The following is a 25,324-nucleotide window of genomic DNA, read 5'->3' as shown; positions in this document are numbered from 1 at the left end:
GTTTTTAATTACTCAAAAAACAGAAACGTTTCTATTTCCTACACTTTCTAAAACCATAGGTACCAGTTGGTTTTTAGCTAAAGTAAAGGTCAAGTATCTGGAATTCTGGACATAAAATCCTCCTGTGTAAAAAAGAGTTAGAAAAAAAATGCAGTGCACATACGACAGATATACACTGAAGAATACATTTTTTAATAAGTTTGATTAAAAAGTCTGCAGACTAAAGATAGATTTTGAGCTCTTAAAATATCTCTATTTGTAATTATAATGAGATTGAAAATATGCGGAAGTAATTTTTATACGTTAACGGCTCACCCAACCCAATAATCACTTGCAACCAGCGTCACATGCTGGAATGAGACCATCTAAAAACGGCTTCTCATGATAATTAAGCTTGGTCATATGAGAAAATTAAAGAGATCTTCAATCACATTTAAACAGCGCTTCAACAAACTCTTTGCCAGTAAATTCCCTCAGGTCTTCTATACTTTCACCAATTCCTATAGCGTGTAATTTCACCTTATAAGCTTCTGCAAGCCCAATCACTACTCCACCTTTGGCAGTACCATCTAGCTTTGTTACAATTAACCCGGTAACACCAACCATTTTACTAAAGGCCTCTAATTGGCTATAAGCATTTTGGCCAGTAGTTGCATCAAGAACCAAAATAACATCATGAGGAGCAGTATCATCCAATTTCTTTATCGTTCTATGTATTTTTGACAGCTCTTGCATGAGATTTACATTGTTTTGTAGCCTTCCTGCTGTATCAATTAAAACAACATCAACGCTATCTTTTATCGCTTGATTTACAGCTCTATATGCCACACTTGCAGAATCGCTACCGTGTTCTCCAGTAACAATAGAGCAATCAGAACGTTCTGCCCAAATATTTAATTGCTCACTCGCAGCAGCTCTGAATGTGTCGCACGCAACAAGCATAACGGATTTTCCTTTTTCCTTATATTTATAGGCAAGTTTACCTATAGTTGTAGTTTTTCCATTACCATTCACTCCGCACACCATTATTATGTGTGGTTTTTTATTCAAAATGAGCGGCTGCACAACAGGGTTTAATATTGTTTCTATTTCGCTCATTAACTGCTGTGTGATAATGTTATGTTCAACTTCTGATTCAAATTTGATACTTGCGAGCTTATCAATAAGCAATCTAGAAGTTTTATGACCTATATCCATGCTAATCAGCAGCTCTTCCAGATCATCTAAAAGCGACTGATCTAATTTTTTTTTGCCAGAAAAAATATTTTTTACTCCATCACTAAAACGGGAGGAGGTTTTTAATAGTCCTTGATAAAGATTACTGAATAAACTCAAGAAATACTCCTTTCAAAATTACCATATAAAGAATGACATGCACTATATGTATTTGTAAAGTAAATACACTCGTAACCTATATATTTTGTGAGTAAAATGTACTGCTTGCTAGTGTATTTTACTTTAGTTTTTAACCTAAATATGTTATAATGTAAGTAATGGTTTACGGGTAATCTATGAGTTATAATGAGAAAATTTTAGATCATTACGAAAATCCAAGGAATGTTGGTTCTCTGGATAAAAATGATCCAAATGTTGGTACTGGTTTAGTTGGTGCACCATCATGCGGAGATGTAATGAAACTGCAAATAAAGGTCAACGATAAAGGTGTTATTGAAGACGCAAAATTTAAAACTTTTGGTTGTGGTTCTGCTATAGCTTCAAGTTCTTTGCTTACAGAAATGATCAAAGGAAAAACTATTGAGAATGTAACAAAGATAAAGAATACTCAAATAGTGGAAGAATTGTCTTTGCCGCCAGTAAAGATACACTGTTCAGTACTTGCTGAGGATGCTATAAAAGCTGCTATTCATGATTATCAAAATAAACAAAAACATTGAGGAATATGAGTGAATTTCAAGGAGTAAATTCTGTTAAAAAACCTATCACTCTAACTGCAAATGCAGTAGAGAGGGTAAGGTTTTTATTGGACAAAAAGAAGCATGCTAACCTTGAAGAAGCAATAGGAATAAGAGTTCTAATTAAGCAAAAAGGATGCTCTGGTTTAAAATATGATATTGAGTATGCATATGATGTTCGTCCTTTGGAGTCGGTAATTGAAGAAAGCTGCAGTGATGATCAAAAAGTCAAGGTGCTGATCGATCCAAAATCTATCATGTTTATCCTTGGCTCTGAAATGGATTATGTAGAGGAAAAATTCTCATCAGGTTTTATTTTCAAAAATCCTAATGAGAAAGGAAAATGTGGTTGTGGAGAGAGTTTTCATGTCTAGCAACCATTTCACATTATTTGGAATTGAACCGGCTTTTAACATCAGCTTTGATGAGCTGGAGAAAAAATATATTGAGCTAAGCAAAACTGATATAAATGAAAGAGAGTCCAAAAGTATGGAAAATATCAACAAAGCTTATCAGGTACTGAAGTCACCGCTAAAGCGTGCCGAACATTTGTTGGATCTTTTTGACGTAAAAAGCAAAAAAGAGCATCTTGATCCTGAAATATTAAATGAATCAATGGAAATAAGAGAATACTTTCTAGACTGCGATGATTTACAATTTGCAAGTAGGATGATTGATGAAAAGGTAAAAGATTGTACTAAAAACCTAATTAATGCTTTTGCTACAAAAAATTTTGATGAAGTTGCTACGCAAGTTTTTAGATTGAGATATTTATATAAGTCATTTGAGGAGATAAAGGAAAATGCGGCCAGTTCAAATTTCTGAACCAAGTTCAAATGAGGTAGTTTTTGGTATAGATCTTGGAACTACTAACTCTTTAATTGCCATGGTAAATAAAGCTGGCAATGTAGAAATATTTAAAGATGAGCAAGGTCGTGAACTATTACCTTCTGTCATTTCATATGAAAAGGATGTACTAAAAGTAGGCTACGATGTTGGCGAAAACGCTATCTGCTCTATAAAACGCTTAATGGGTAAAAGTGTTAAAGACTTGCATAAAGAAGGTATCAATTGTGAAATAGATAACGAAAGTGAAAAAGTTATTAGGGTAAAATGCTCAGAAGAAAAGTATCTCACTCCTATTGAGATCTCTGCTGAGATACTAAAAACTCTATGCAAGAGGGTAAAAAAATTCACAGGGATGAAAGTTAACAAAGCAGTGATTACTGTACCAGCTTATTTTGATGATTCAGCACGTAACGCAACCAAATATGCAGCAAAATTAGCTGGCATAGATGTTCTTCGCCTCATTAATGAACCAACCGCTGCAGCACTTTCTTACTCCATTGAAAAGAACAATAACAGTGGCATATATGCAGTTTATGACCTCGGTGGTGGAACATTTGACATTTCAATATTAAAATTACATCAAGGAGTGTTTCAAGTTCTTGCAGTTGGTGGTGATACTAAACTTGGTGGTGATGATTTTGATCATCTACTTAGTTTAATCGTGCTTGAAAAGTATAGAGAACAGGTAGGTTTAAATAAAAAATGCTCTAGTGTCATCCCAGTGCTCCGACACTGGGATCCAGAAAGTTTGATTGCAAGTGAACACACCAGAAAGTTATATAATAAGAACTGGATTCCAGTGTCAAGCACTGCACCATCTGATACAACTACCTACAAATTACAACATTCATACACTAAAACTGGTATCTGCAATATACGTGCTATAAAAGAGTACCTAAGTGAAGATACCTCTGGCACTTTTGAATTCAGCATCAATGGTGAATTATTTAAGTGCAAAATTACCAAAGAAGAATTCGAGCAAGCAATCAGTCCTTTGGTTAATAAGACTATAAATATAGTTACTCGTACTATAAGCAACATAGATCTTAAAATCGATGATATAAAAGGGGTAATTTTAGTTGGTGGCGCAACTAGAGTGCCATTAGTGCAAAATTCACTAATCAAACTCTTTGGCAATAAAGTGCTGAATGATGTGGATCCGGACAAAGCAGTTGCCAATGGGGCAGCTTTGCAGGCTCATTATTTAACTTCAAACTCAAAAGATAGGAATATTCTCCTTGATGTGCTGCCTTTATCACTTGGCATAGAAACTATGGGGGGAATAGTTGAAAAAATTATACCAAGAAATACACCACTACCAGTTTCAGAAATAAAAGAGTTTACAACTTACGCTAACGGGCAAACAGCAATGAAAATTCACGTTTGTCAAGGAGAACGTGAAATGATAAAAGATAATAAATCTCTAGCACGATTTGAACTCAAAGGTATACCACAATTGCCTGCAGGTTCTGCAAAAGTTGAAATAGGATTTACAGTTAGCATTGATGGAATATTGACTGTCACTGCAAGAGAAAAAACTACTGGAGTCGAACAGACAGTTAAAATAAATTCAAGCTCTGGCTTAAATGAAGAAGATATTCAAGATATGGTCAATCAGTCAGTAAGTAACTTTGATGAAGACATGAAGGCTCGTTCCCTTGCAGAGGCTAAAATTAACGGTAACAAGCTCATACATCTAGTTGAAAATGTTTCCACTGAGCAAAAGTTAAAAATTTTACTACAGAACGCAAAAGACGCTTTACAGGAAAATGACTTAGACAACATTAATAATGCTATCTCTGAGTTAGAAAACTCTGCTTTAGAATTATGCGAATCAGCAGACAGATAGAGTTCATACAACTTTGTGAAGTACCCTGTCAAATCTCAGAGCAATAGGTAACCTAAAATCAAACGGCAACCAATCAACTTTGCCTAATTTAAACGATAAACCAACCATGCTTACGCGTCCAACTATATTTTCAGTTGGTATTAACCCAATTTCAGAAAACCTGCTATCAAAAGAATTATTTCTATTGTCTCCCATAACAAAAAATTGATCATCAGGCACATAATAAACTGGAGTATTGTATGATAACTTATTAGAAAGATTATCTATTAGAATTTCATGCTCCTTGCCGCTCGGGAGTGTTTCGATGTATCTTGCTATATTACGCTTTGACTCATAATCAAAAAAATTTTCAATTTGTCTTCGTTTTACTTTCTGATCATTTAAATATAACTCCCCCTCTATCATTTGCACTTTATCGCCCGGTATTCCTATTACCCGCTTAACAAATCTAATGCTGTCATTTCTTGTAGGCTTGAAAACTATTATATCACCACGCTCCGGAGGGGTATAAAAGATTCTACCGCTAAAGATGTTTGGAGAAAATGGAAAAGAGTATTTACTATAACCATATGAATATTTACTAGTAAAAATATAATCTCCCTCAAGTAGAGTGCTTTTCATTGAACCAGAAGGAATATGAAATGGCTCAAATAAAAAACTACGTATTGATAGCGCAATTAGTAGCAAAAAAAACAGTGAAGATAAAAACTTTCTCGTTCTTGCTATCCGGTTCTCTCTCAATTCTTTCAATTTTATTTTCTTTATAAATTTAAGCTTATCATAACACATAAAAGTGGTAATGTGAAATTTTACTCATGGGTGTTATTGCTCTTTTTCGAAAGTCGAAATAAGCTCTCAAGTAATTGACAGTGATTGATAACCAATAGACATCATTTGCTATGCAATATTGTATAAATCACAATGCTAGTTTTACTAAAAATTATACTATTTTAGATATAATTATAGTATTTAAACTTAAGGTATAGGGATGAACCCTACAATTAGAAAGGTTTTTTGTATTCTACTTATAGTATTATTTATTTCTTTTTCTCATGTTGGAAGTGCTGCTAACTCTAATGACGATACAACTGCTCAAGTAATATGTAATATTATTGGCTACGTTTGGGGAATAGGTGGACCGCTTATGACCGTAGTGATAATAGGAGCAGCTTTACTTGCAATATTTGGTAGAATGCCGTTGCTCTTTTCGCCCTCGGTGTATTTTGCGCTGTGTTTTTTGGCGCTAAAACTATTGTCATAAAAGTAATGGGTGGTATAAACTCTACAAATGCCTCTTTTATGGAAGAATGTGGAACGGGAGATAAAAAAAGAGTCAATAGGACTATTTCTTTCTAAAGCAGACTTGGTGCACAGCTTCAACTATATCTTCCACTTGTGGTAATGCTTTCTTTTCTAGGTTTGCAGCATAAGGTAAGGGGACATCCTTGCCGGTTACCCGTACAACCGGAGCGTCAAGGTAGTCAAATCCTTGTTCCATAATCATGGCTGAGAGTTCTGCTCCTATTCCTGCAAATGGCCAACCTTCTTCTATGCTTACTAATCTATTGGTCTTCTTAATAGAGTTAATAACTGTTTCAGTGTCAAGTGGTCTTAAGGTTCTGAGGTCGATAACTTCAGCTTCTATTCCTTCACTAGAGAGTAAATCTGCCGCATTTAACGCATCCATTAGTTTCAATGAAAAAGCAGTGATAGTTACATCCTTTCCTTCCCGTATAACAGCAGCTTTGCCTATCTCAAGTAGATAATCTTTATTTGATAGCTCAGAGTCAGGAACTTCATGCTCATGTCCATAAGCGATCTCGTTTTCTAGAAATATTACCGGATTAGGGTCACGAATTGCAGCTTTAAGCAGACCTCTGCAATCGGAGGCAAAGTAAGGTGCTATTACTTTCAAACCTGGAACATGCGAATACCAAGATGCAAAGCACTGAGAATGTTGTGCGGCAACTCTTGCTGCAGCTCCATTTGGTCCACGAAATACTATAGGGCATCCAAGTTGTCCACCCGACATATAATTTGTTTTTGCTGCGGAATTCACAATTTGGTCGATAGCCTGCATAGAAAAATTAAAAGTCATAAACTCGACTATTGGCCTCAGTCCAGCAAATGCTGCTCCAACAGCAAGACCAGCAAATCCATGTTCAGTAATGGGTGTATCAACTACCCTATTTTCTCCAAACTCTTTCAGTAATCCTTTCGTTACTTTATAAGCACCATCATACTCTGCAACTTCTTCACCCATGATAAATATATCAGGGTCATTTTGCATTTCTTCTCTGATCGCTGTGCATAAAGCTTCTCTTACACTTAAGATTGCCATTTGTAAACCTGTAGATTTCAACTGAAATAACTATATCAAAATTACCAGGAAGCGCACAAGTTAAGTTTTACAAGCATCATGTTGCACTGAGCATTGAATACTTACTTCTTTTAATTCAGTAGGTTGCGGTGATAGTGCGTATGTAACTCCACCGACTATCAATGAAGACATCACAGAAGTTGCAATCATCAATAGAATTGGTAATTGGAAGGCTATACTAAAGGCAACACCTACTGTCAACATGATTGTAAAGTTTACAGAAGCAATTTTTAAGAAAGACAGTTGTCTTTTTTCTGTTTTTTCTAGTAATACTTTATTTGCTTTGGTTTTGCTTAATTCACTATTAAGTGTTGTATTCTCGTTTTCCAGATCTTTTATTTTTTGCTTTAGTGATTGATTCTCTTTACTGAGCTTATCAACTATTTCTAACCGAGTCTCATGTCCAGCTAAGTCACTCTTTAACTTTTCTAGTTCTTTCTCAACATGTTTTAATTCTTTACCTGGCTTTTCTAACTTCCGAATTTGTCTATCTTGCAGCTGAATTTGAGGTTGCAGACTTTCTAAAATTTGGTCATCAACTTCATTAGCTGTCCCGTCGTGATTTATTTCGGAGCAGAAAGAAGTATCAAATGTAGCCTCAGACTCTAGACCGCTGTCGTCACTACTAACGCTTTCACCAATAGGAGTCTGTTTACCACTACATGTAACACTTCCTCTTTGCGGTGACTCAAATTTTTCTACCATATTCTTAACACCAGCATGTAAGTATTGCTCACTTACTATACTGTCACTACTTTCGCACGTAACAGGAGCCTGTTCACCACTACGTATGGTATTGTATTGTTTCACAGAATTTATAACATCTGCTGATATATCAGTTTTTTTCTTATGCTTTGCATAAAAATTTTCTTCTGCTTCCTCTAACATTTGTAATATTGCTTCCTTATTTTCTGTATTGCCTACCACCTCTCTTGGAGTCTTATTTTTGCTTTTTAATGAAGGATTCACTCGATCATCACTTAGTAGTTGTTTTACCATGCTTTCATGTCCACAAGAAGTAGCAATATGCAAAGCAGTTGGCCCATCATTTTTAGAACCATCTTTTACTCGAGCGTTAACACTTGCTTTCTTTTTTAGTAAAAGTTCCACTATTAACATATTGTTGCATGCTGTAGCAAGATGTAACAACGTCCAATCTTCTGCAGCTTCTTCTGAAATTTTTATACTAAATTGATGTTCTTTACTAAAATTTTTACTAAACTTGTTGTACTCTCCTGCATCTTTTCCTTTTAACTCATTCTTTATTTTTTCAAGTAAATTATCTTCATCCAAATCGCTACTTTCACTTACCTCATTTATTATTTCAAAAAACTTCTCCTTCTCTATTACCATAACCTTTCCCTCTAAATTTATTTTTATCGCTGCATAATCTCACAAAAAAGTTAAATTTATCAAAATTCTATATTTTATATAAAATAAAATTTCCTGTTTCCAAAAATTGGTAAGCATGTTTTTGATGAGATTGTAGAAAACATACTTTTATGACACCATTTGTTGTACGAACTAACTTGGCGAAAACAGATGTTTATATAGTTGTATGGCAAAATGTTTTGCACTAGTTGTGCTACTTCGTTTTCCGTAATAGTTGAAAAAATTAGTAGAAAGTTGTTGTAAGTTTATGTATTTTGAGGCTGTAATGGTCAAAGGTACATGAAGTATGATCAGAGTTAAAGGTGCAAGAGAGCATAATTTGCAGGGTATTGATGTCAATATACCAAAAAATAAGTTAGTTGTTATAACTGGACTAAGTGGTTCTGGTAAGTCTAGCCTCGCATTCGATACGATTTATGCAGAAGGCCAACGCCGATACGTCGAAAGTCTATCGGCTTATGCACGTCAATTTCTTAATATTCAAGATAAACCTGACGTTGAATCGATCACAGGCCTCTCTCCTGCAATATCAATTAACCAAAAATCGATCTCAAAAAATCCAAGATCAACTGTTGGAACCGTTACTGAAATTTATGACTATCTACGCTTAATATATGCGCGAATAGGCATTCCTTACTCACCCGCAACTGGATTGCCAATAACGAAACAGACTGTATCTCAAATTGTAGATACTATTACAGCATTACCTTTAGAAACTAAAGTATATATAATTGCTCCTATTGTACGTGGTAGAAAGGGAGAGCATCTAAAAGAGATACTGGAAATTAAAAAGCAGGGTTACGTAAGACTAAAAATAAACGGTGAAATATGTGATATAGATGACTTGCCTAAGCTCGATAAAAACAAGAAACATGATATTTTTGTGATTGCAGATAGAGTGTCCATATCAGATGATATAGGAAATCGACTACCAAGCAGTATAGAATCAGCATTGAGACTTGCCCATGGCTTAATGTATGCAGAAATAGTTAACTTACCTGATAACCACAATTCCGAGTATAAAAATGGTCAAACTTTAACTTTCTCAGAGAATTTTGCATGTCCTGAGTCTGGCTTTACTCTTGAAGAAATAGAGCCAAGATTGTTTTCTTTTAACAGCCCCTACGGTGCATGCAGTTCATGCAATGGGCTCGGTAAAAAGCTAAGTGTTGATGCAAAGCTAATAGTGCCAGATGAAACGCTCTCGATATCTGAAGGTGCTTTAAAGCCAATTGGATCAATATTCCGTCAAGTGCATACAAACTATGGATTGCTAAAAAATGCAATTCTGTCACTGGCTGAAAATTGCAAATTTAGTCTTGATGTTCCGTGGAAGAATATAGACCAAAAAGTGAAGGATTTAATACTTTTTGGCTCTAGAGAAATGAAATTTCAAGGTTTGGTCAGTATCCTAGAACGCCAGATGGATTACGATGCATCACTTATTGATAGGTATTGTTCTGTTACTGACTGCAAAGAATGTGCTGGCTATAGATTGAGAAAAGAAGCACTTACAGTGAAAATTGATGAAAAACACATAGGTGAAATATCAGGGCTCAGCGTCGATGAATCCCTTGATTGGTTTGAAAATTTGCCAGACAAGCTCACAGAACAACATAAGCAAATTTCAAATAAAATATTAAACGAAATAATCAAAAGGCTGACATTTTTAAAGAATGTAGGGCTAAATTACCTTACACTTGACCGTGAATCTAGCACTCTCTCTGGTGGTGAAAGCCAGAGGATCAGGCTTGCTTCGCAAATTGGCTCTGGTTTAACAGGAGTGCTATACGTGCTTGACGAACCCTCAATTGGCCTTCATCAATGTGATAATGATCGATTAATTGCCACACTTAAAAATCTGAGAGACATGGGTAATACTGTGATTGTTGTTGAACATGATGAAGACACAATAATGGCTGCTGATTATGTGATTGATATTGGTCCTGGAGCTGGTGTAAACGGAGGAAAAGTTGTTGCAGAAGGAACACCAGATCAGTTACTGAAAAATTCAGAGAGCATAACAGGACAGTATTTAAGTGGAAAGAAGGAAATTTCAATTTCAAAAAGAAGAAAGCAAACAACTCAGTTCATAAAGGTAGTTAATGCTTGTGAGAACAACTTAAAAAATATAAATGTTGAATTTCCTATAGGGAATTTTATTTGTGTTACTGGAATATCAGGAGGAGGGAAATCAAGTTTAGTGATAGAAACATTATATAAATACTCAGCACACAAGATAAATCATTCATCTGCAAGGCATGGTCAATGCGACAAAATAGAAGGCCTTGAGTATATAGATAAAATTATAGAAGTTGATCAATCGCCAATTGGTAGGACCCCAGCATCAAATCCAGCAACATATGTTGGTATGTTTACTCACATCAGAAATTGGTTTGCAGGTCTCCCAGAGTCGAAGGCACGAGGTTACAATATAGGCCGATTTTCATTTAATACCAGGGGAGGAAGATGTGAAGCTTGTAAAGGTGATGGGCATTTAAAGATCGAGATGCATTTCCTACCGGACGTTTATGTGAAATGTGAGCAATGTAGAGGACAGAGGTATAACCGAGAAACATTGGAAGTTACTTACAAGGGAAAATCAATTTCTGATGTGCTTGATATGACAATAGATCAAGCATGTGACTTTTTTGAAAATCTTCCAATGATAAAGGAAAAGTTGATTTCTTTACAGGAAGTAGGGCTTGGCTATATAACGCTTGGACAGTCGTCAACAACGTTGTCCGGGGGTGAAGCACAACGAATAAAGCTGTCTAAGGAACTATCAAAGCGATTTACCGGGAAAACATTGTATATTCTCGATGAGCCAACAACTGGGTTACATTTTGAAGATGTAAATAATTTACTGAAAATACTCCATAGGCTAGTTGATTTAGGAAATACTGTTATAGTTATTGAGCACAATTTACATGTTATAAAAACTGCTGATTACATAATAGATATTGGTCCAGAGGGTGGAGTAAAAGGTGGCGAAGTGGTTGCTGTAGGAACTCCAGAAAAAGTTGCACAGACTCCAAAAAGCGTTACAGGCAAGTATCTTAAAACATATTTATTGGATCAAGTATCGACTATTTCTTAATAATTAGGTTATGAGGAGCATTTTAAAAGGTATACCTAACATATTTAATTCATGAATCTTCTCTTATTAAAAAAAGCTACAGATCTCATATTTCCAAACGTATGCGTAAGTTGTGAACGTATAATTGATAAAAGTTATGATTTATGTAGTGAATGCAATAAAAAAATCAATTTTTTAACTAAGCATTACTGTAATGTTTGTGGTGTAGTAATTCCAGATAACATTGATACATGTGGTAAATGCATCAGTAACCCTTCACCATTTAAAGTATTAAGATCAGTTTTTGCTTATGATGAACATAGCAAAAATATGATTATAAATTTTAAATTTTTTGATAATTTAAATTATGTGAAAGTCTATGCAAAGTGGATGTACAAAGCTAACAAAGACATGTTTCAAAATGCAGAGGTCATAGTTCCCATACCGCTACATAAAATACGCTTATTTAAACGTAAATATAATCAAGCAGAATTGCTCGCGAAGGAATTAAGTAAGTTATCTAATTTATCTTATACACCATTTGCAATAAAACGTATTCGTCACACCAAACCTCAAGCTGGTCTTTCACTTAAACAGCGTGAAAAAAATTTGAAAAATACTTTTAAAGTAAGTAACAGCGAAATTATCAAAAACAAAATCGTGATATTGGTTGATGATGTAGTAACAACTGGCGCAACCGCAAGGTCTTGCTCTCAGGAAATTTTAAACTCTGGTGCCAGAGAAGTGAGAGTGCTATCGCTTGCAAGAACTGTATGAAAATCAGCTTTAAGGTATAATTTTCATTTTTGAAAACTGTTTAGTGTCTTAGTACTAACTTGTGTATCATTCCTCTTAAAAAAAAGTCTAGTTATAGTGTATACGGAGTCTATAATTATAGCTCTTTTTCTAATAGTTCGAATAGCTGAATATTCTTTCTGGCTAAATTTTTTATAACAAACCAATGGTTTGATTAAAATCAGGAGAATATGGAGGCAGATATATAACTTCAGCACCGACACTTTTAACAAAGTCACTTATTTTCTATGAAAAGTTGCATTATCCAAAATCACCCAGCAAAAAGCTTGAACTAGCTATTAAAAACGTCTGTATCGCAATAGCCTTCAAAAATCATAGGCGCCATAATTTTTCCCTTATTCAAAGCTGCAATCATATTTTTGAATACTCACTGCATTCAGAAAAAAATAGGTACATGCTAGTGTAATAGCACTGGATGTAATAATTGGAACAAGTAAAAAAGCCTCTATTAGTTTTCTTATAGAGCTGGCTGGTTTAATGCTGTTATTATTCAATGATGCAAAATAATTTTCACTAAGGTTGGCCATCCATTTTGCGCCAGATAAGACCCTCTCACTATTTTTTTAGATAAGTTGACTTGTATTTGCTTTCCCATGTTTATAATTATGCTAATAATAAATATGATAAGATCAGTATAAATTTTTTACTTCCGTGTTTTTTCTATTGTTGTTTATAATGACTATAGTTACATCACATATTTCTTTCAATTAAATGGATCAGTTATTTATTGCAAATCACTGACTTTTTTAATGGATTCTTTTTCTAAATAATTTCCAAAAATGTGTTTACTTTTGTTTGTAATTGTGTAGTAACTGCAACGTAAAGTTATAGGAGGTAAAGATGAATTTTGAAAATCTGAAAAAGATATTAAGTGCAATTGATAAAGATGCAAGTGTAAATAAAGATAACGTAATTAATAAAATAAAAGAGGTATTGCGAAGGGAAGATACAATAGCGTATCAAGAGTGGGAAAATAAAAATTTTAGTATAAATCATACATTCATCCAAAGTGATCCTGATGCCGAATTTACATTATTAATTGCAGCTGCAGCATCTAGCTGTAAGGATTTAGTGAATGTTTTATTAGATAGGCATGCGGATGTTCATGTAGAAGATGAAAATAGAGAGACTGCTTTGCATCATGCCGTTTATAGTAGATGTGTAGGTGTAGTAAATGCTCTACTAAAAAAAGGTGCTGATGTTAATGTAAAAGACAGAAGTGGTAGTACTCCTTTGCATTATGCTACTATATATGAACTCATAGATGTAGTAAATGCTCTACTAAAGAGAGGTGCAGGTGTTAATATAAAAGATGGAAATGGTCGTACTCCTTTACATTATGCTACTATATATAAATTCATAGATGTAGTAAATGTTCTACTAAAAACAGGTGCAGATATTAATGTAAAAGATGAAAATGGTAGTGCTCCTTTGCATTATGCTACTTTAAGTAACCATGTAGAGGTAGTAGATGCTCTGTTAGCTGAAGGCGCAAGTGTTCATGTAAAAGATAGAAATGGTAGTACTCCTTTGCATTATGCTGCTAAAAATGGCTATTTAGAGATAGTAGATGCTCTACTAGACAGAGGTGCAGATGTTTATAAAAAAGATAGTTTGCAGAAAACTCCTTTGTATTATGCCATTATAAATCACCAAGAAGATACGGTAGAGAGTATAAAAGGGTTTTTAAAAAATAAAGTAGTTCAAGGTAGTGTAGTTGTTGGTGGCTTAGTTGCCATGTTAGGGAATTTTGTAACATCGACGCTTTTTATAACCGAGACAATGGAAATTACATTAACATCTGTTACGGCAGCAATAGCTGTATCTGCATCAACAGCATTAACATCTGGTTATGTTAAATATCTAATGTCAAAATTCGATAACGAAATAAAAGAAATAAAAGAGCGACAAAACGTAATGGAAGGGAGGCAAAGCTTAACAGAAGGGTGGCAAAGTTTAGATCTACAAAGCATACGTATACATAATGCTCTTTCGTAAATTTTTACTTCCGCACTTCTTTAGTGTTGCTTATGATAACTATAGATTCATATTTTAATTAGAGGCTTTAATTACCTACTTTAAGTTATTGAATTTCTTATCATAGCATCTGTCATTCCAGTACCCTGGAATGACAGAAAAAGAACACTGAATTAAAAATACAACATACCATCTTATATCTTAATACTGCATAATACCTCGATCATAGATTGATTAAGGACACCTTGAGTTATCTCTTTAATTAGTCTTGCTTTACTATGAAAAGCTTGTACTCTTTAAATGTATTATTTATAAATTAACTGTTTATAAGCTAAAATATGTCTAGTAGAGCTAATATACCTTTTTTTATAGCTGGTGCTATTGCTTCTCTTACATTAATTACATCTGGAGTTTTTGCTGTAGCTCCTTACGTTGCATTTTTATCTTCAGTTGCAGCTTTAAATATAGCTCCCCCTGTTATTTTTATTGTCCCAAATTTGGGAGAAAAACCCTGGACTTGAAGTCCATCCTTTTAAGAATATAATTTTAAGGTGAAAAATCTGAAAGAATGTGGAATATTATAGAAAAAGCAGTCACTCTGTATATATATCACATAGTGTGGATAACAAAATATCGATATCCAGTACTAGTTGGAGATATTGGACAGAAAGCTAAAGAAGTTGTACAAGAAGTATGTGCAAATAATCAAGTAGAAATTATCAGAGGTAGAGTTGCGTCAAGTCATGTACACGTATACGTTTCTGTACCCCCATACTTAAGTATTAGTAAGTTAGTGCAGTTAATAAAAGGAAAAAGTTCCAGAAAAATCCAGCAAAACTTTCCAGAGCTAAAAAAGAGATATTGGGTTGTGGGCAGTAGGCTACTTTGTCAGGACTAGCGGAAATGTAACTGACGAAATGATAAAAAATTATATTGAAAATCACTCTAAAAAAGAAGATAAATTTGGTGACTTTCAAGTCGAAAGTTAGCATTCTATGCTCTCTCTCAATCTTTGGATTTTAATCCATAGTGGTTGAATTGCGCTTTCTGCAGTAGTAATTGTGTTTTCATATAAAATGATTAAACAAAATAAAAAATCTCAAGAAAACTCGAAAGCTGAAGTCGAAGAGCCGAATAAAGGGTTAAGGAAAGAAGAAAATAAGCTAACTCCAATTAAAGAAGAATTAGAAGATGGAAAGGATAAAGAAAATAAATACGGGTTTAGTGGTCTAGAAGAAAAAGTTCATAGAATTTCAGAGAATTTTGTAACGAAAGATGAAGTGAATGGGTTAAAAAAAGAGGTTAGTGATCTTTCTGCAAGGTTAATTAATAGTCCTGCAACAAAAAATGAAGTAGAAGCAAAGCTGAATATGGAATTTTACGCAAAAGATGAAGAAAGAGGGTGGAATACAACATTTAGTGATATTATATTACCAAATGACATAAAAGAAAAGTTGAGAGGAATTTGTGAGTCAAAAAGCGGAGGATATCTCTTGTACGGTCCACCAGGAACTGGTAAGACTAGTATTAGTAAGGCAATTGCAAATCAAACTAAATCTCTGTTTGCGTTTATGTCTGTTTCTGCGTCTTGCTTGTCTAGTCAAAGGAATATAGATCAAGTTTTTGAGAAAGCAGAGACAAACAGTCCTTGTATGATTTTTATAGATGAGATTGACGGAGTTGGTAAAAAGCGAACTGTTAATGAGGATGCAGGGCCTTTAACTTATTTACTCACTAAATTGGATAAAGAGTTTTTATCCTCAAAAAATATAATGGTGATTGCTGCAACTAATCATAAGGATCATTTAGATCCTGCGTTTACTAGGGGTGGTCGTTTGGAGTGTATTGAGGTTCCTGGGCTGGATAAAGAAAGTACGCGTAGGGGAATACTAAAAGAATATCTCAAAGAATTAAGCCCTCTAAATATTGAAACTATTGTAAAGAGTACTAATGGTTTTTCACCAGCAAATCTGATTGGTTTAGCCAAGTATATACGAGAGGAGAAAAGTAAAGGCAAAAGCACTCCTATTTTCACTTTATGTGAAAGATTTAAGAAGGAACATAACATTGAAGATAAGAAGAATGAGAAACATAGTAACGGAAAAACTAAAAACAAGGATACAAGGCTATCATCTGGAAGCTTATCTAGAAGTTCATCAGTAAGCTCTTCATTGAGTGATGTATCTTCTCGAGGAAGTAAGTGGCAAATCGAGGAATAAAGAGAATTACTACACAGTCTGGTCATGCAAGTCGAATCATGTCATTCCAGTGCTTGACAATAGTTTTTATCCAGAAGGAACTTCTAAAAGGGTGTCATTCCAGTACTGAAATCCAGGAATTTTTTGAGCACGCAAGTTATGCCAAGTTTTTTGTTGGTAAGAAAGGCTGGATCCCAGTACTGGGATGACAGGAAGAGGGCTACTCGGGTGACATCGAAGGGGCTACTTGCATGACAACAAAGGGGCTTGCTTGCATAACTCAAATTCAAAGAAAAATCATTTAATGTCATTCCAGTGCTTGACACTGGAATGGCTTTGTTGCACAGCTCTTCGGATAGTGGGTAATGTATAATAAATTCATGAAGCTATATCAAACTTAGCCATGCCTATTTCAGTAAATTTGTTAAGCAAATAACACTTGAGTAGCAGTTCCTTCTCACGATTAATCTCAGATTTATTCCTAAAACTAAATCCAAATATTTGCTTCAGTCGCGAGAAAAAACTTTCTATATAAGATCTCTTCCAATAATTTATCTCTTTTTTCCACCTCTTCATACCATCTTCATCATATGACTTTATGAGCTTGATTGTAGAATTTCTCTCATTCATATAATCCAACTTTGGATGCTCTACTGCATTATTTTGCGGAGGAATCCTTGTCTTTATGTCAAGCTCATCGCACAGTTTGTATAACTTCTTTCGATTATATGCCCTATCTGCATATATCGTGCTTATGTTATACTTGGTATCCACTCTTTCAATAAGATCACAGGCTCCATAGTGGTCGGAATAAACTCCACTACTGTATTTTGCAGCTATAACTTTTTTACTACCTATCTCTAGCATTACATGTAGCTTTCTTGTTTGCTCATAGCGGCGATACTTTCTATCTGTACCATTTGCCTTACTATGGCCTGGAATATTATTGTAGATGCTGATACCTGTACTATCTATAGCAATTTCAATATCTTCCATATCGTTCTTATCAACTCTGCAGTCGTTGATTTTGATATTAAGCTTTTTAAACCTTCTTGAAGCCTGCGAATAGCTGATAATTTGCAAAATTTTCCCTATTTGCTCAAGATATTTCTCTATAAATCCCACTGTTTGCCTAAGACCAATCCTGAATAGATAGGTTATTATGTGAATTAGAATCACTACTTTGTCGCTGTAGACATTGTTGCCACCTGCTACTTTTGGACTATTTTCGTACCAATTTTCAATGGCATCGTTGATATAATGAAAAACATTTCCCCTTTCTTGAAGAAATTTGTTATATTCATTGCAGTTACTGACTTTCATTCTTATTGGCATATTTTTCCTTTGTCGGCTAAATATCTATTTTATAACAAATTCCATCAGTAACTGCCTGTTCTTTCCTTGAGTGGTGCAACAAAGCCCACTGGGGTCCAGAGCAGGCAATAAGAACTGGTCACGTGCTGGAATGACAAGGAAGAAAGTGCTGGTTTGAAATTAAATTTTCTGGATTTTAGTGTCACAAATTGACCCTATAGTTTTCTTTTCTCGTCTAACTGATTCTATCACTCTGCTGAAAAGCAATTGGTTGAATTTTTTTACTAATGTTTTATTATGCCGTGAATGTTGTGAGGTAAAACAATGATCGGTAATATAAAAAAATTATCAAATAAAGCACCAATAATACTAACTTGGGTGCCAAGAGTATATGGTGCGTCTCTACTGAATGGTAAGAATAGTGATCTTAGTTACTTAGATATAATCAAAAATCATAAATTAACAAATGAAGAGGAGAGGGACATATATCTGGTTATAAATGGTCCTGGATTTGAAGAAAATCAAATAGATGATTTAAAGCGTGAACTGAAAGGAATGGAAGGAGTGCATGTTGTAGATTTACACCAATACGACTGGAGCGAAATAGATACAGGATGGAAGGTAGATGGTGAAGACATTAGCATAAAGGATTTCTTTAAGAATATGTATAATATGTCAGAGGAGCAAAGGATGTATTTTGCTGTTGAAATAGATACCTTTAGATTGATTGCTCTTGCTCTTTCAGAAAAAATGACAGGAGAGAAAGGTGCAATATATATAGACTTTGATTCTTTAAAAGCCATTGACACTCATATAGGAAAAGACATAACGATTTCTAAGGGAATTTTGTTAGGGCAAGTTACTGTACATGTTAATCAAGAGAGCGGCAAAATTATTAAAACGGATTTAAATAATGACTTGATTGCAGTAAGTTGTCCAAGTATAGCGATTAATATTTTAGCTCAATATAAAAGAGAAATACTGAGTCAAGAAAAAATGTGCTATGAGTTGGCAGAACGTTTATCTCGGTTTATGCAAAGAGAAGAATCACAATTTTTTACCGCATGTAAAAGATTGGAAGAAGAACAGCTGTGGGATTATGAGACGAAGAGATTAGTGAGAGTTATTAAATACGGATTAAAGAAGATAGAGTGTACAATAGGTGATCTCAAAAATGGTGAGATAAGAAAATTATATGAGCCACGGGTGTTAAGGTATATGCAACATCCTGAAGTAAGTATGAATTTGGGTCAATTTTATACTGTAGAAGTAATTCGTAGTGAATTAATTGGTCAAGACGAAAGTAAACTGAAGCTGTTTTGCTTCGAAGAGGACAATGGCAATTACGTTTATATAATAGATAGTGATCTATCTTGGGCGAGAAGAGAAAACTTATACCATAAGCAGGTAAAAAGTGAGTTAGAAAAAGTACAAGTAGATCAGATGGAATTGGAAGATCTATCGTTAAAGTAATCAAGTGCAAACCCGCAAGAAACTCAAGTTACAGTTCATAGTCTATATTAGTTAAAAATTAATGATTTATATCTATTATAGTATATATGTCAAAAAAAGTGATTAATGAGCTGAAAGATAAGGCGAGGTAGAGGAGATATGCTGATTTGAAGTCTACAGAAAGTTCTGATTATAGAACATATAAGGATTTAGATATGGACTTCAATAGTGAATATGAATTTGTTTGTGACCTTGTTATTAATGGGAAGGCAATAACTAATGATCTCATTAAAAATTTATATTTAAAACATGAAAATCTCATTACAGAAGATAAGGACAAAAAAGGGAGTTATCGTCTGTTTCTTAAGCAAATCTTCACGGAAATATTTGTACACGCCGGTACAGCAGTTCCAAATGACTCTATTATGGAAGAATTGATAACTTATTATAACAGGTCTGGGTACAAGCAATTCTTTTCTTCTCAAAGTCAAGCACTTCGTTCTTTTGGATTGTGCATGTATTCATTCCACTATTTAATTCCTTCTTACAGAGAAAGGACCTATATAAGTTGTGAAGATCCAAATTATCTGAAGTTCAGTTTTAGCGTAAATGATGGTATATATAACGGTAATAAAATTTTAGTATGTGATTTACAAAACTCAGTGGAGTTTAAACTAAAATGTGAAGGTGAAAATGTGATATATGAAGAAGGTAAGGTTTCTCTCACTATTCCTAAGGAGCTGAAAAATTACAAAGCAAATGATAAGAATTTGTTTGACGTTATTATTGAGTATTTTCAGAAATTTTGCGAAAAATTTGGATTTCACTTTTTTGAGGAAAATTTTGAGTATAATCTGGATAAGCCACTTGGAGTATTAAGTGATATAAATACAACCAAAGACAAGAATCTAAACTTGAAGAATTTAAAATAAGATATTGAAATCTCCGCTTTTTTTAATAAGGTGAGTATAATAAAAAGTAAATCAAGTTTTACAGAAAACCTTTACTTATGATGAAAAGTACGTAATACGTATATAATATAAGATTGTGATATGTCAAAAAAAATAGTTAACGCATTGAAATCTGAAGTAAAAAAGCTCAAGTATTCTGATTTAAAATCTATACCAATGAAATCAGGTGGTTGGAGTAGCATAAACTCTGGTTACAACACATATATTGACCTTGATAGATCACACAACCTTACTATCAACAAACAAAAAATAACCAATGAGCTTATCGAGGAGCTATATTCAAAACATAAAGATCTCATTTTAGGGAATGAAAAAGGGAAAAGAAACTATTGTTTGTTTCTTAAAGTAGTCTTTATGGAAATGTTTATACGTGTTGGTGCAACAGTTCCAAATGACTCTATTATAGAAGAATTGATAACTAGTTATCATCAAGAAGGATATAATCATTTTTTGTTTCTGCATTTATTAAAGGCTCTTTTTCCACTTGGCTTGCTTGTGTTAGATTCTGATATAATAATAACTTATAGTATGGATTGCCATAGTTCCAATTGTCTAAAACTCAGTTTTAGCATGGAATGTATAAGGGTACTTAGCAGTGATCTTGCTAGTGATATCAAAACACCAGGTTTTTACAGTTCAGTAGAATTTAAACTGAACTGTAAGGGTAGAAATGTAACATATGAAGATGGTAAAGTGTCTCTTATTATTCCGAAAGAGCTGAAAAATTATAAAACAAGTGGTAGAAGTTTGTGTGACATTACTATTGAGTATTTTCAAGAATTTTTTGGAAATTTGGGATTTAAATTTGAGACAAAAGTGGAACATAGTCTAGGGGAGCCACTGAAGGTGTTAAATGATGTAAGTGTGCTTTGCTCTCAGTTAGAATGTATCCGTTCAGCAGAGTGGTAAAATAAATTAGACGAAACTAATAAGTGGGTATCATGAAAATCCAGTCTTTTCATGCAAAAAAAAATGATGTCATTCCAGCGCGTGACCAGTTCTGATTGACTAATCAGTCTTCTGGATCCCAGTAGGCTTTGTTGCACAGCTCTTCGGATAGTGGGTAATGTATAATAAATTCATGAAGCTATATCAAACTTAGCCATGCCTATTTCAGTAAATTTGTTAAGCAAATAACACTTGAGTAGCAGTTCCTTCTCACGATTAATCTCAGATTTATTCCTAAAACTAAATCCAAATATTTGCTTCAGTCGCGAGAAAAAACTTTCTATATAAGATCTCTTCCAATAATTTATCTCTTTTTTCCACCTCTTCATACCATCTTCATCATATGACTTTATGAGCTTGATTGTAGAATTTCTCTCATTCATATAATCCAACTTTGGATGCTCTACTGCATTATTTTGCGGAGGAATCCTTGTCTTTATGTCAAGCTCATCGCACAGTTTGTATAACTTCTTTCGATTATATGCCCTATCTGCATATATCGTGCTTATGTTATACTTGGTATCCACTCTTTCAATAAGATCACAGGCTCCATAGTGGTCGGAATAAACTCCACTACTGTATTTTGCAGCTATAACTTTTTTACTACCTATCTCTAGCATTACATGTAGCTTTCTTGTTTGCTCATAGCGGCGATACTTTCTATCTGTACCATTTGCCTTACTATGGCCTGGAATATTATTGTAGATGCTGATACCTGTACTATCTATAGCAATTTCAATATCTTCCATATCGTTCTTATCAACTCTGCAGTCGTTGATTTTGATATTAAGCTTTTTAAACCTTCTTGAAGCCTGCGAATAGCTGATAATTTGCAAAATTTTCCCTATTTGCTCAAGATATTTCTCTATAAATCCCACTGTTTGCCTAAGACCAATCCTGAATAGATAGGTTATTATGTGAATTAGAATCACTACTTTGTCGCTGTAGACATTGTTGCCACCTGCTACTTTTGGACTATTTTCGTACCAATTTTCAATGGCATCGTTGATATAATGAAAAACATTTCCCCTTTCTTGAAGAAATTTGTTATATTCATTGCAGTTACTGACTTTCATTCTTATTGGCATATTTTTCCTTTGTCGGCTAAATATCTATTTTATAACAAATTCCATCAGTAACTGCCTGTTCTTTCCTTGAGTGGTGCAACAAAGCCATCCCAGTATCAAGTACTGGGATGACAAGAGTAAAGAGGAAACTGGGATGACATTATGAAGGCCTAGCAATTTATGACGGTGTCATTCCAGCGCGTGACCAGTTCTGATTGCCTGGTCAGTCCTCTTGGTTTCAGTGTTAGGCTACTCGAATAACAGGTGTTACTGAAATAACACCGATGGGCTACTGGAAGGATAAGAGGCTACTTGAATGAAAAGAAAGGGAGTGCACATTTCTTTGAACAGATAGGTTAAATTAGGTTGAAGTTTTAGCAGCAGCAAGTCTGTTAAAATCTTCTTCAGCGTGGTACGATGACCGCGTTAATGGGCTTGATGCAACTACCAAGAAGCCTTTAGAATAAGCAATATATTTATAATGCTCAAACTCTTCTGGAGTAACATATCTATCAATTTTTGCATGCTTTGGAGTTGGTTGCAGATATTGACCAATTGTAATGAAATCAACTTCGGCGCTACGTAAATCATCCATAACCTGAAAGATTTCTTCTTTTGTTTCTCCAAGACCAACCATAAGCCCTGACTTCGTGAAAAGTTTAGGATTAATCTGTTTCACCATCTTTAGCAAATATAGTGAATGAAAATAACGAGCTCTTGGTCTTATTTTTGCATACAGCCTTGGTACTGTTTCGATGTTGTGGTTATAAACATCAGGTGATGCAATAGCTATTGCTTCAAATGCTCCTTTCTTATTTAAAAAATCAGGAGTGAGAATCTCTATTGTTGTTTCCGAAGTTATCTTTCTAATTTCTTCTATACACCTTATAAACTGATTTGTACCACCATCTGATAAATCGTCACGGTCAACAGAGGTAATGACAACGTGCTTTAAATTTAACTTTTTTATTGCTTTTGCTAAATTTTCTGGTTCATGAGGATCGAGCTTATCAGGAATGCCAGTTGCAACGTTGCAAAACGCACAAGCACGAGTACAAACAGAACCGAGAATCATCACAGTAGCATGACGTTTATTCCAACATTCACCAATATTTGGACACGCAGCTTCTTCGCATACTGTATGTAAGTTATGTAGCTTAACAGTGTTTAAGGTTTCATTGAATACTTTACCAGCTGGAGCTTTTGCTCTGAGCCATGTAGGCTTACTATGCATCTGAAACAGCTAGCTCTACCTCTTGTTTTGCTAAAACTTTCTTTAGTCTTCTTTTTATCTTTTGCGCTTCTTTACTTAGTTTGATTGTTTTTGTGTTGAGCAAGAAAGCATCAAGATCACCTTTGTAATCTATAGTTCTTAAAGTTCTTGTCGCTATACGAAAGCTAAACTTTTTTTCTAATATATTACTCGTTAATGTAACCTTATGTAAATTTAAGAGAAAGGTACGCTTTGTTTTACGATTTGAGTGCGATACCTTATTACCAAAAGACTTTTTTCTATTTGTTAATTCACAAATTCTACTCACTTCAATATACCAATTTATCCTATGTAACTAGGTTAACCTTATATAGTTAAATAGTCAACTCCCTTGCTTGATTTTTATACCGTATACTGCTTTATAGCCAAAAAACACTGTAATTTTTTCTATTACAAGAGAAACCATATGCTGCATTTCTAATGCTTTACTGCCATTTGTTACTAACAGATGCAGAACACCAGAATTTACGTTTTGTGCGTATGAGATCTTTTGTGGTTTTGTACATTCTGCTAATTCCTCTCCAACTATACTTTTCCAGTTTAAAATAAGACGTATTTCATTTTTGCTGATCTTATTTTTCATGCATTTTAATGCATAGTTTTCTATTATAGATTTTAATTTCTTTGGCCCGCTATATTTAAACATCTTTCCAGTGCTTAAAATTAAATTATATTACAACTTTCTGATACAAAAAACTAACTTATTGTTTTCATGATCCTCGGCCTCACACATAAAAAGCAGTATTTGTATATCTAGCATTTGCCAGAATTTTGTGTTTCCTACCTTGTAATCATTTTTAATTTTAATTTGTTAAATTATTATGAAGCTAATTAAAATTCGAGTAAAGTATAGTATTTCCAAGAAGATTATCTTTTTACTGTATGCAGTAATTTTCTTATAGCTATCTGTTTTTTAAGATCTTTCTGCAATCCAAGCTGCTTGAATGGCCTCTAATATTTTTTCATTACAATACTTTTCATCATCATCAAACTCTTCTAAATCCAAGACTTTTCTTTTAAGTTCAGTGAATCTAATACTAATTATATCTTCATTTGGAAATTTCTCTTCTAGAGCTTCTGCAATATCTTCTATATCAAGCCATTTCATACTTTTTTAATAAATTAAACTGGTGCCCATGGGGAGACTTGAACTCCCAAGGTCGCAAAACCCACGGATTTTAAGTCCGCTGCGTCTACCGATTCCGCCACACGGGCCTTATGTTGTTTATCTAGAGTAAAATTCTACTACTAAATTGACTTCCATGTCTGCTGAATAGGGGACTTCGGAATATTGAGGCGCTCTCAAATACTTCACTGAAAGTGCTTTGCTATCTGCCTCTAAATAATCTGGAGCCTTACGTTCTTGTTTTTGTTCAGCCTCTATTAATATAGGAATTTTTGCTGCTCTTTCCCTTATTTTTACTATATCACCAGGCTTCACTCTATAACTTGATATGTTAACCACCTTATCATTAACTGTAACATGTTTATGAGATATAAGCTGTTTTGCCGAGTAAATTGTTGGCACAAAACCAGAGTGATATAAAACAGAGCTTAACCTTGATTCTAAGGCACCAATAAAATTATCAGCCGTATAACCCTTTCTTTTGTAGGCATCTAAAAATGTACGTCTAAGCTGCTTACTTGAAATTGCATAGTAGAACTTAAATTTTTTATGTGCAGCAAACTGCTTACCAAAATCAGATAACTTCTTAAATCCAAGAATACCATGCTGACCTGGAGGGTATTTTCTTTTATTGACCGAATCTTTTGCTCTACCCCATAAGTTTACACCAAGCCTGCGACTGATTCTATACTTTCTATTGATAACAGTTGTCATACAAAA

General features: G+C 34.2%; 23 protein-coding genes, 1 tRNA gene and 3 pseudogenes. 14 read left to right on the top strand and 13 right to left on the bottom strand.

All coding sequences use genetic code 11. From position 1 onward, the window contains the following. Positions 1-423: 423 nt before the first annotated feature. A complete protein-coding gene (gene ftsY, locus OPR29_RS03490) occupies positions 424-1,335 on the bottom strand; it encodes a signal recognition particle-docking protein FtsY (protein ID WP_265025072.1) in 912 nt (303 codons plus the stop codon). Positions 1,336-1,511: 176 nt separating this feature from the next. Between ftsY and iscU the strand changes: the two genes are divergently transcribed. From iscU to OPR29_RS03470, 4 genes are read left to right on the top strand one after another with little or no spacing between them, the layout of a single operon-like run. Next, complete coding sequence (gene iscU / locus OPR29_RS03485) at positions 1,512-1,895, top strand: Fe-S cluster assembly scaffold IscU (protein WP_007302620.1); 384 nt, start codon at positions 1,512-1,514, stop codon at positions 1,893-1,895. A gap of 5 nt (positions 1,896-1,900) precedes the next feature. After that, positions 1,901-2,287: a HesB/IscA family protein gene (locus OPR29_RS03480; RefSeq protein ID WP_006012614.1), complete on the top strand. Its 387-nt coding sequence runs from the start codon at positions 1,901-1,903 to the stop codon at positions 2,285-2,287. Further along, positions 2,280-2,738, top strand: coding sequence for an iron-sulfur cluster co-chaperone HscB C-terminal domain-containing protein (locus OPR29_RS03475; RefSeq protein WP_214303510.1), 459 nt, complete (start codon positions 2,280-2,282; stop codon positions 2,736-2,738). Before OPR29_RS03480 ends, OPR29_RS03475 begins: the two co-directional genes overlap by 8 nt. After that, positions 2,716-4,611 carry an Hsp70 family protein gene (locus OPR29_RS03470; protein ID WP_265025071.1) on the top strand — a complete coding sequence of 632 codons (1,896 nt, stop codon included), beginning with the start codon at positions 2,716-2,718 and terminating at the stop codon, positions 4,609-4,611. The genes OPR29_RS03475 and OPR29_RS03470 overlap by 23 nt, the downstream gene beginning before the upstream one ends. A 3-nt stretch (positions 4,612-4,614) precedes the next feature. Here OPR29_RS03470 and lepB read toward each other — a convergent pair whose 3' ends face one another. After that, a complete protein-coding gene (gene lepB, locus OPR29_RS03465) occupies positions 4,615-5,400 on the bottom strand; it encodes a signal peptidase I (protein ID WP_265025070.1) in 786 nt (261 codons plus the stop codon). Between the two features lie 199 nt (positions 5,401-5,599). On the opposite strand from lepB, the pseudogene OPR29_RS03460 reads away from it, so the two are divergent. Then, positions 5,600-5,943 (top strand): annotated as a pseudogene (locus OPR29_RS03460) (TrbC/VirB2 family protein); the annotation flags it as partial. A gap of 10 nt (positions 5,944-5,953) precedes the next feature. On the opposite strand, the gene OPR29_RS03455 reads toward OPR29_RS03460, so the two are convergent. Both OPR29_RS03455 and OPR29_RS03450 read right to left on the bottom strand, forming a co-directional pair. Continuing rightward, positions 5,954-6,952 (bottom strand): pyruvate dehydrogenase complex E1 component subunit beta, encoded by a 999-nt coding sequence (locus tag OPR29_RS03455; RefSeq protein ID WP_007302625.1) that lies wholly within the window; start codon positions 6,950-6,952, stop codon positions 5,954-5,956. A 60-nt stretch (positions 6,953-7,012) separates the two neighbouring features. Continuing rightward, positions 7,013-8,344, bottom strand: coding sequence for an ankyrin repeat domain-containing protein (locus tag OPR29_RS03450; protein WP_265025069.1), 1,332 nt, complete (start codon positions 8,342-8,344; stop codon positions 7,013-7,015). Between the two features lie 325 nt (positions 8,345-8,669). Here OPR29_RS03450 and uvrA point away from each other — a divergent pair, with 325 nt between their 5' ends. Beyond that, positions 8,670-11,483, top strand: coding sequence for an excinuclease ABC subunit UvrA (uvrA, locus tag OPR29_RS03445; RefSeq protein ID WP_265025068.1), 2,814 nt, complete (start codon positions 8,670-8,672; stop codon positions 11,481-11,483). A 51-nt stretch (positions 11,484-11,534) separates the two neighbouring features. Then, on the top strand, positions 11,535-12,239 hold the full coding sequence (locus OPR29_RS03440) for a ComF family protein (protein WP_265025067.1): 705 nt from the start codon (positions 11,535-11,537) through the stop codon (positions 12,237-12,239). A 115-nt stretch (positions 12,240-12,354) separates the two neighbouring features. On the opposite strand, the pseudogene OPR29_RS03435 reads toward OPR29_RS03440, so the two are convergent. Continuing rightward, positions 12,355-12,636 (bottom strand): annotated as a pseudogene (locus OPR29_RS03435) (transposase); the annotation flags it as partial. Between the two features lie 482 nt (positions 12,637-13,118). Here OPR29_RS03435 and OPR29_RS03430 point away from each other — a divergent pair. The 4 genes and pseudogenes from OPR29_RS03430 to OPR29_RS03415 all read left to right on the top strand — a co-directional run bounded on the left by OPR29_RS03430 (position 13,119) and on the right by OPR29_RS03415 (position 16,474). Next, positions 13,119-14,276, top strand: a complete 1,158-nt coding sequence (locus tag OPR29_RS03430; RefSeq protein WP_265025066.1) for an ankyrin repeat domain-containing protein — start codon at positions 13,119-13,121, stop codon at positions 14,274-14,276. Positions 14,277-14,593: 317 nt separating this feature from the next. Continuing rightward, positions 14,594-14,776: a hypothetical protein gene (locus tag OPR29_RS03425; protein ID WP_265025065.1), complete on the top strand. Its 183-nt coding sequence runs from the start codon at positions 14,594-14,596 to the stop codon at positions 14,774-14,776. A gap of 49 nt (positions 14,777-14,825) precedes the next feature. Next, positions 14,826-15,244, top strand: a pseudogene (gene tnpA, locus OPR29_RS03420) (IS200/IS605 family transposase). 87 nt (positions 15,245-15,331) lie between these two features. Continuing rightward, the gene (locus tag OPR29_RS03415; protein ID WP_265025064.1) at positions 15,332-16,474 is read left to right on the top strand and encodes an AAA family ATPase; all 1,143 of its coding nucleotides are present in this window, start codon (positions 15,332-15,334) and stop codon (positions 16,472-16,474) included. A 357-nt stretch (positions 16,475-16,831) separates the two neighbouring features. Here the strand turns inward: OPR29_RS03415 and OPR29_RS03410 are convergent, their stop codons facing one another. After that, on the bottom strand, positions 16,832-17,788 hold the full coding sequence (locus OPR29_RS03410; protein WP_213863789.1) for an IS5 family transposase: 957 nt from the start codon (positions 17,786-17,788) through the stop codon (positions 16,832-16,834). A 303-nt stretch (positions 17,789-18,091) separates the two neighbouring features. Here OPR29_RS03410 and OPR29_RS03405 point away from each other — a divergent pair, with 303 nt between their 5' ends. The 3 genes from OPR29_RS03405 to OPR29_RS03395 all read left to right on the top strand — a co-directional run bounded on the left by OPR29_RS03405 (position 18,092) and on the right by OPR29_RS03395 (position 21,099). Next, complete coding sequence (locus OPR29_RS03405) at positions 18,092-19,240, top strand: hypothetical protein (RefSeq protein ID WP_264685484.1); 1,149 nt, start codon at positions 18,092-18,094, stop codon at positions 19,238-19,240. Positions 19,241-19,386: 146 nt separating this feature from the next. Continuing rightward, a complete protein-coding gene (locus tag OPR29_RS03400) occupies positions 19,387-20,151 on the top strand; it encodes a hypothetical protein (protein WP_265025063.1) in 765 nt (254 codons plus the stop codon). Positions 20,152-20,271: 120 nt separating this feature from the next. Continuing rightward, complete coding sequence (locus OPR29_RS03395; RefSeq protein ID WP_213863955.1) at positions 20,272-21,099, top strand: hypothetical protein; 828 nt, start codon at positions 20,272-20,274, stop codon at positions 21,097-21,099. Positions 21,100-21,269: 170 nt separating this feature from the next. Here OPR29_RS03395 and OPR29_RS03390 read toward each other — a convergent pair whose 3' ends face one another. From OPR29_RS03390 to rpsD, 7 genes are all read right to left on the bottom strand, one after another. Next, positions 21,270-22,226: an IS5 family transposase gene (locus tag OPR29_RS03390; protein WP_213863789.1), complete on the bottom strand. Its 957-nt coding sequence runs from the start codon at positions 22,224-22,226 to the stop codon at positions 21,270-21,272. A 340-nt stretch (positions 22,227-22,566) separates the two neighbouring features. Continuing rightward, the gene (lipA, locus tag OPR29_RS03385; protein WP_265025062.1) at positions 22,567-23,439 is read right to left on the bottom strand and encodes a lipoyl synthase; all 873 of its coding nucleotides are present in this window, start codon (positions 23,437-23,439) and stop codon (positions 22,567-22,569) included. Next, on the bottom strand, positions 23,432-23,746 hold the full coding sequence (gene rpmB, locus OPR29_RS03380; protein WP_007302640.1) for a 50S ribosomal protein L28: 315 nt from the start codon (positions 23,744-23,746) through the stop codon (positions 23,432-23,434). Before rpmB ends, lipA begins: the two co-directional genes overlap by 8 nt. A 54-nt stretch (positions 23,747-23,800) precedes the next feature. Continuing rightward, positions 23,801-24,124, bottom strand: coding sequence for a DUF721 domain-containing protein (locus tag OPR29_RS03375; RefSeq protein WP_006012687.1), 324 nt, complete (start codon positions 24,122-24,124; stop codon positions 23,801-23,803). A gap of 267 nt (positions 24,125-24,391) precedes the next feature. Next, entirely contained in the window at positions 24,392-24,586 is a 195-nt protein-coding gene (gene iscX / locus OPR29_RS03370; RefSeq protein ID WP_007302643.1) for a Fe-S cluster assembly protein IscX, read from the bottom strand. Between the two features lie 20 nt (positions 24,587-24,606). Further along, positions 24,607-24,693: transfer RNA gene (locus OPR29_RS03365), tRNA-Leu, on the bottom strand. Between the two features lie 10 nt (positions 24,694-24,703). Next, positions 24,704-25,318, bottom strand: a complete 615-nt coding sequence (rpsD, locus tag OPR29_RS03360) for a 30S ribosomal protein S4 (RefSeq protein WP_006012690.1) — start codon at positions 25,316-25,318, stop codon at positions 24,704-24,706. Between the last annotated feature and the right edge of the window lie 6 nt (positions 25,319-25,324).

It is taken from the genome of Wolbachia endosymbiont (group B) of Pammene fasciana, assembly GCF_947251495.1.
GTDB lineage: Bacteria > Pseudomonadota > Alphaproteobacteria > Rickettsiales > Anaplasmataceae > Wolbachia.
This window is presented reverse-complemented; position numbering and strand designations above follow the sequence as displayed.

Excerpts from the sequence above, each read along its gene's own strand:
- OPR29_RS03390 (WP_213863789.1), bottom strand. The coding sequence starts at position 22,226 with ATGCCAATAAGAATGAAAGTCAGTAACTGCAATGAATATAACAAATTT.
- OPR29_RS03425 (WP_265025065.1), top strand. The coding sequence starts at position 14,594 with ATGTCTAGTAGAGCTAATATACCTTTTTTTATAGCTGGTGCTATTGCT.
- OPR29_RS03480 (WP_006012614.1), top strand. The coding sequence starts at position 1,901 with ATGAGTGAATTTCAAGGAGTAAATTCTGTTAAAAAACCTATCACTCTA.
- OPR29_RS03405 (WP_264685484.1), top strand. The coding sequence starts at position 18,092 with ATGATCGGTAATATAAAAAAATTATCAAATAAAGCACCAATAATACTA.
- OPR29_RS03455 (WP_007302625.1), bottom strand. The coding sequence starts at position 6,952 with ATGGCAATCTTAAGTGTAAGAGAAGCTTTATGCACAGCGATCAGAGAA.
- iscX (WP_007302643.1), bottom strand. The coding sequence starts at position 24,586 with ATGAAATGGCTTGATATAGAAGATATTGCAGAAGCTCTAGAAGAGAAA.
- OPR29_RS03415 (WP_265025064.1), top strand. The coding sequence starts at position 15,332 with ATGATTAAACAAAATAAAAAATCTCAAGAAAACTCGAAAGCTGAAGTC.
- OPR29_RS03375 (WP_006012687.1), bottom strand. The coding sequence starts at position 24,124 with ATGTTTAAATATAGCGGGCCAAAGAAATTAAAATCTATAATAGAAAAC.
- OPR29_RS03440 (WP_265025067.1), top strand. The coding sequence starts at position 11,535 with ATGAATCTTCTCTTATTAAAAAAAGCTACAGATCTCATATTTCCAAAC.
- OPR29_RS03470 (WP_265025071.1), top strand. The coding sequence starts at position 2,716 with ATGCGGCCAGTTCAAATTTCTGAACCAAGTTCAAATGAGGTAGTTTTT.
- OPR29_RS03395 (WP_213863955.1), top strand. The coding sequence starts at position 20,272 with ATGTCAAAAAAAATAGTTAACGCATTGAAATCTGAAGTAAAAAAGCTC.
- OPR29_RS03475 (WP_214303510.1), top strand. The coding sequence starts at position 2,280 with ATGTCTAGCAACCATTTCACATTATTTGGAATTGAACCGGCTTTTAAC.
- uvrA (WP_265025068.1), top strand. The coding sequence starts at position 8,670 with ATGATCAGAGTTAAAGGTGCAAGAGAGCATAATTTGCAGGGTATTGAT.
- iscU (WP_007302620.1), top strand. The coding sequence starts at position 1,512 with ATGAGTTATAATGAGAAAATTTTAGATCATTACGAAAATCCAAGGAAT.
- OPR29_RS03410 (WP_213863789.1), bottom strand. The coding sequence starts at position 17,788 with ATGCCAATAAGAATGAAAGTCAGTAACTGCAATGAATATAACAAATTT.
- OPR29_RS03450 (WP_265025069.1), bottom strand. The coding sequence starts at position 8,344 with ATGGTAATAGAGAAGGAGAAGTTTTTTGAAATAATAAATGAGGTAAGT.
- rpsD (WP_006012690.1), bottom strand. The coding sequence starts at position 25,318 with ATGACAACTGTTATCAATAGAAAGTATAGAATCAGTCGCAGGCTTGGT.
- lepB (WP_265025070.1), bottom strand. The coding sequence starts at position 5,400 with ATGTGTTATGATAAGCTTAAATTTATAAAGAAAATAAAATTGAAAGAA.
- lipA (WP_265025062.1), bottom strand. The coding sequence starts at position 23,439 with ATGCATAGTAAGCCTACATGGCTCAGAGCAAAAGCTCCAGCTGGTAAA.
- OPR29_RS03430 (WP_265025066.1), top strand. The coding sequence starts at position 13,119 with ATGAATTTTGAAAATCTGAAAAAGATATTAAGTGCAATTGATAAAGAT.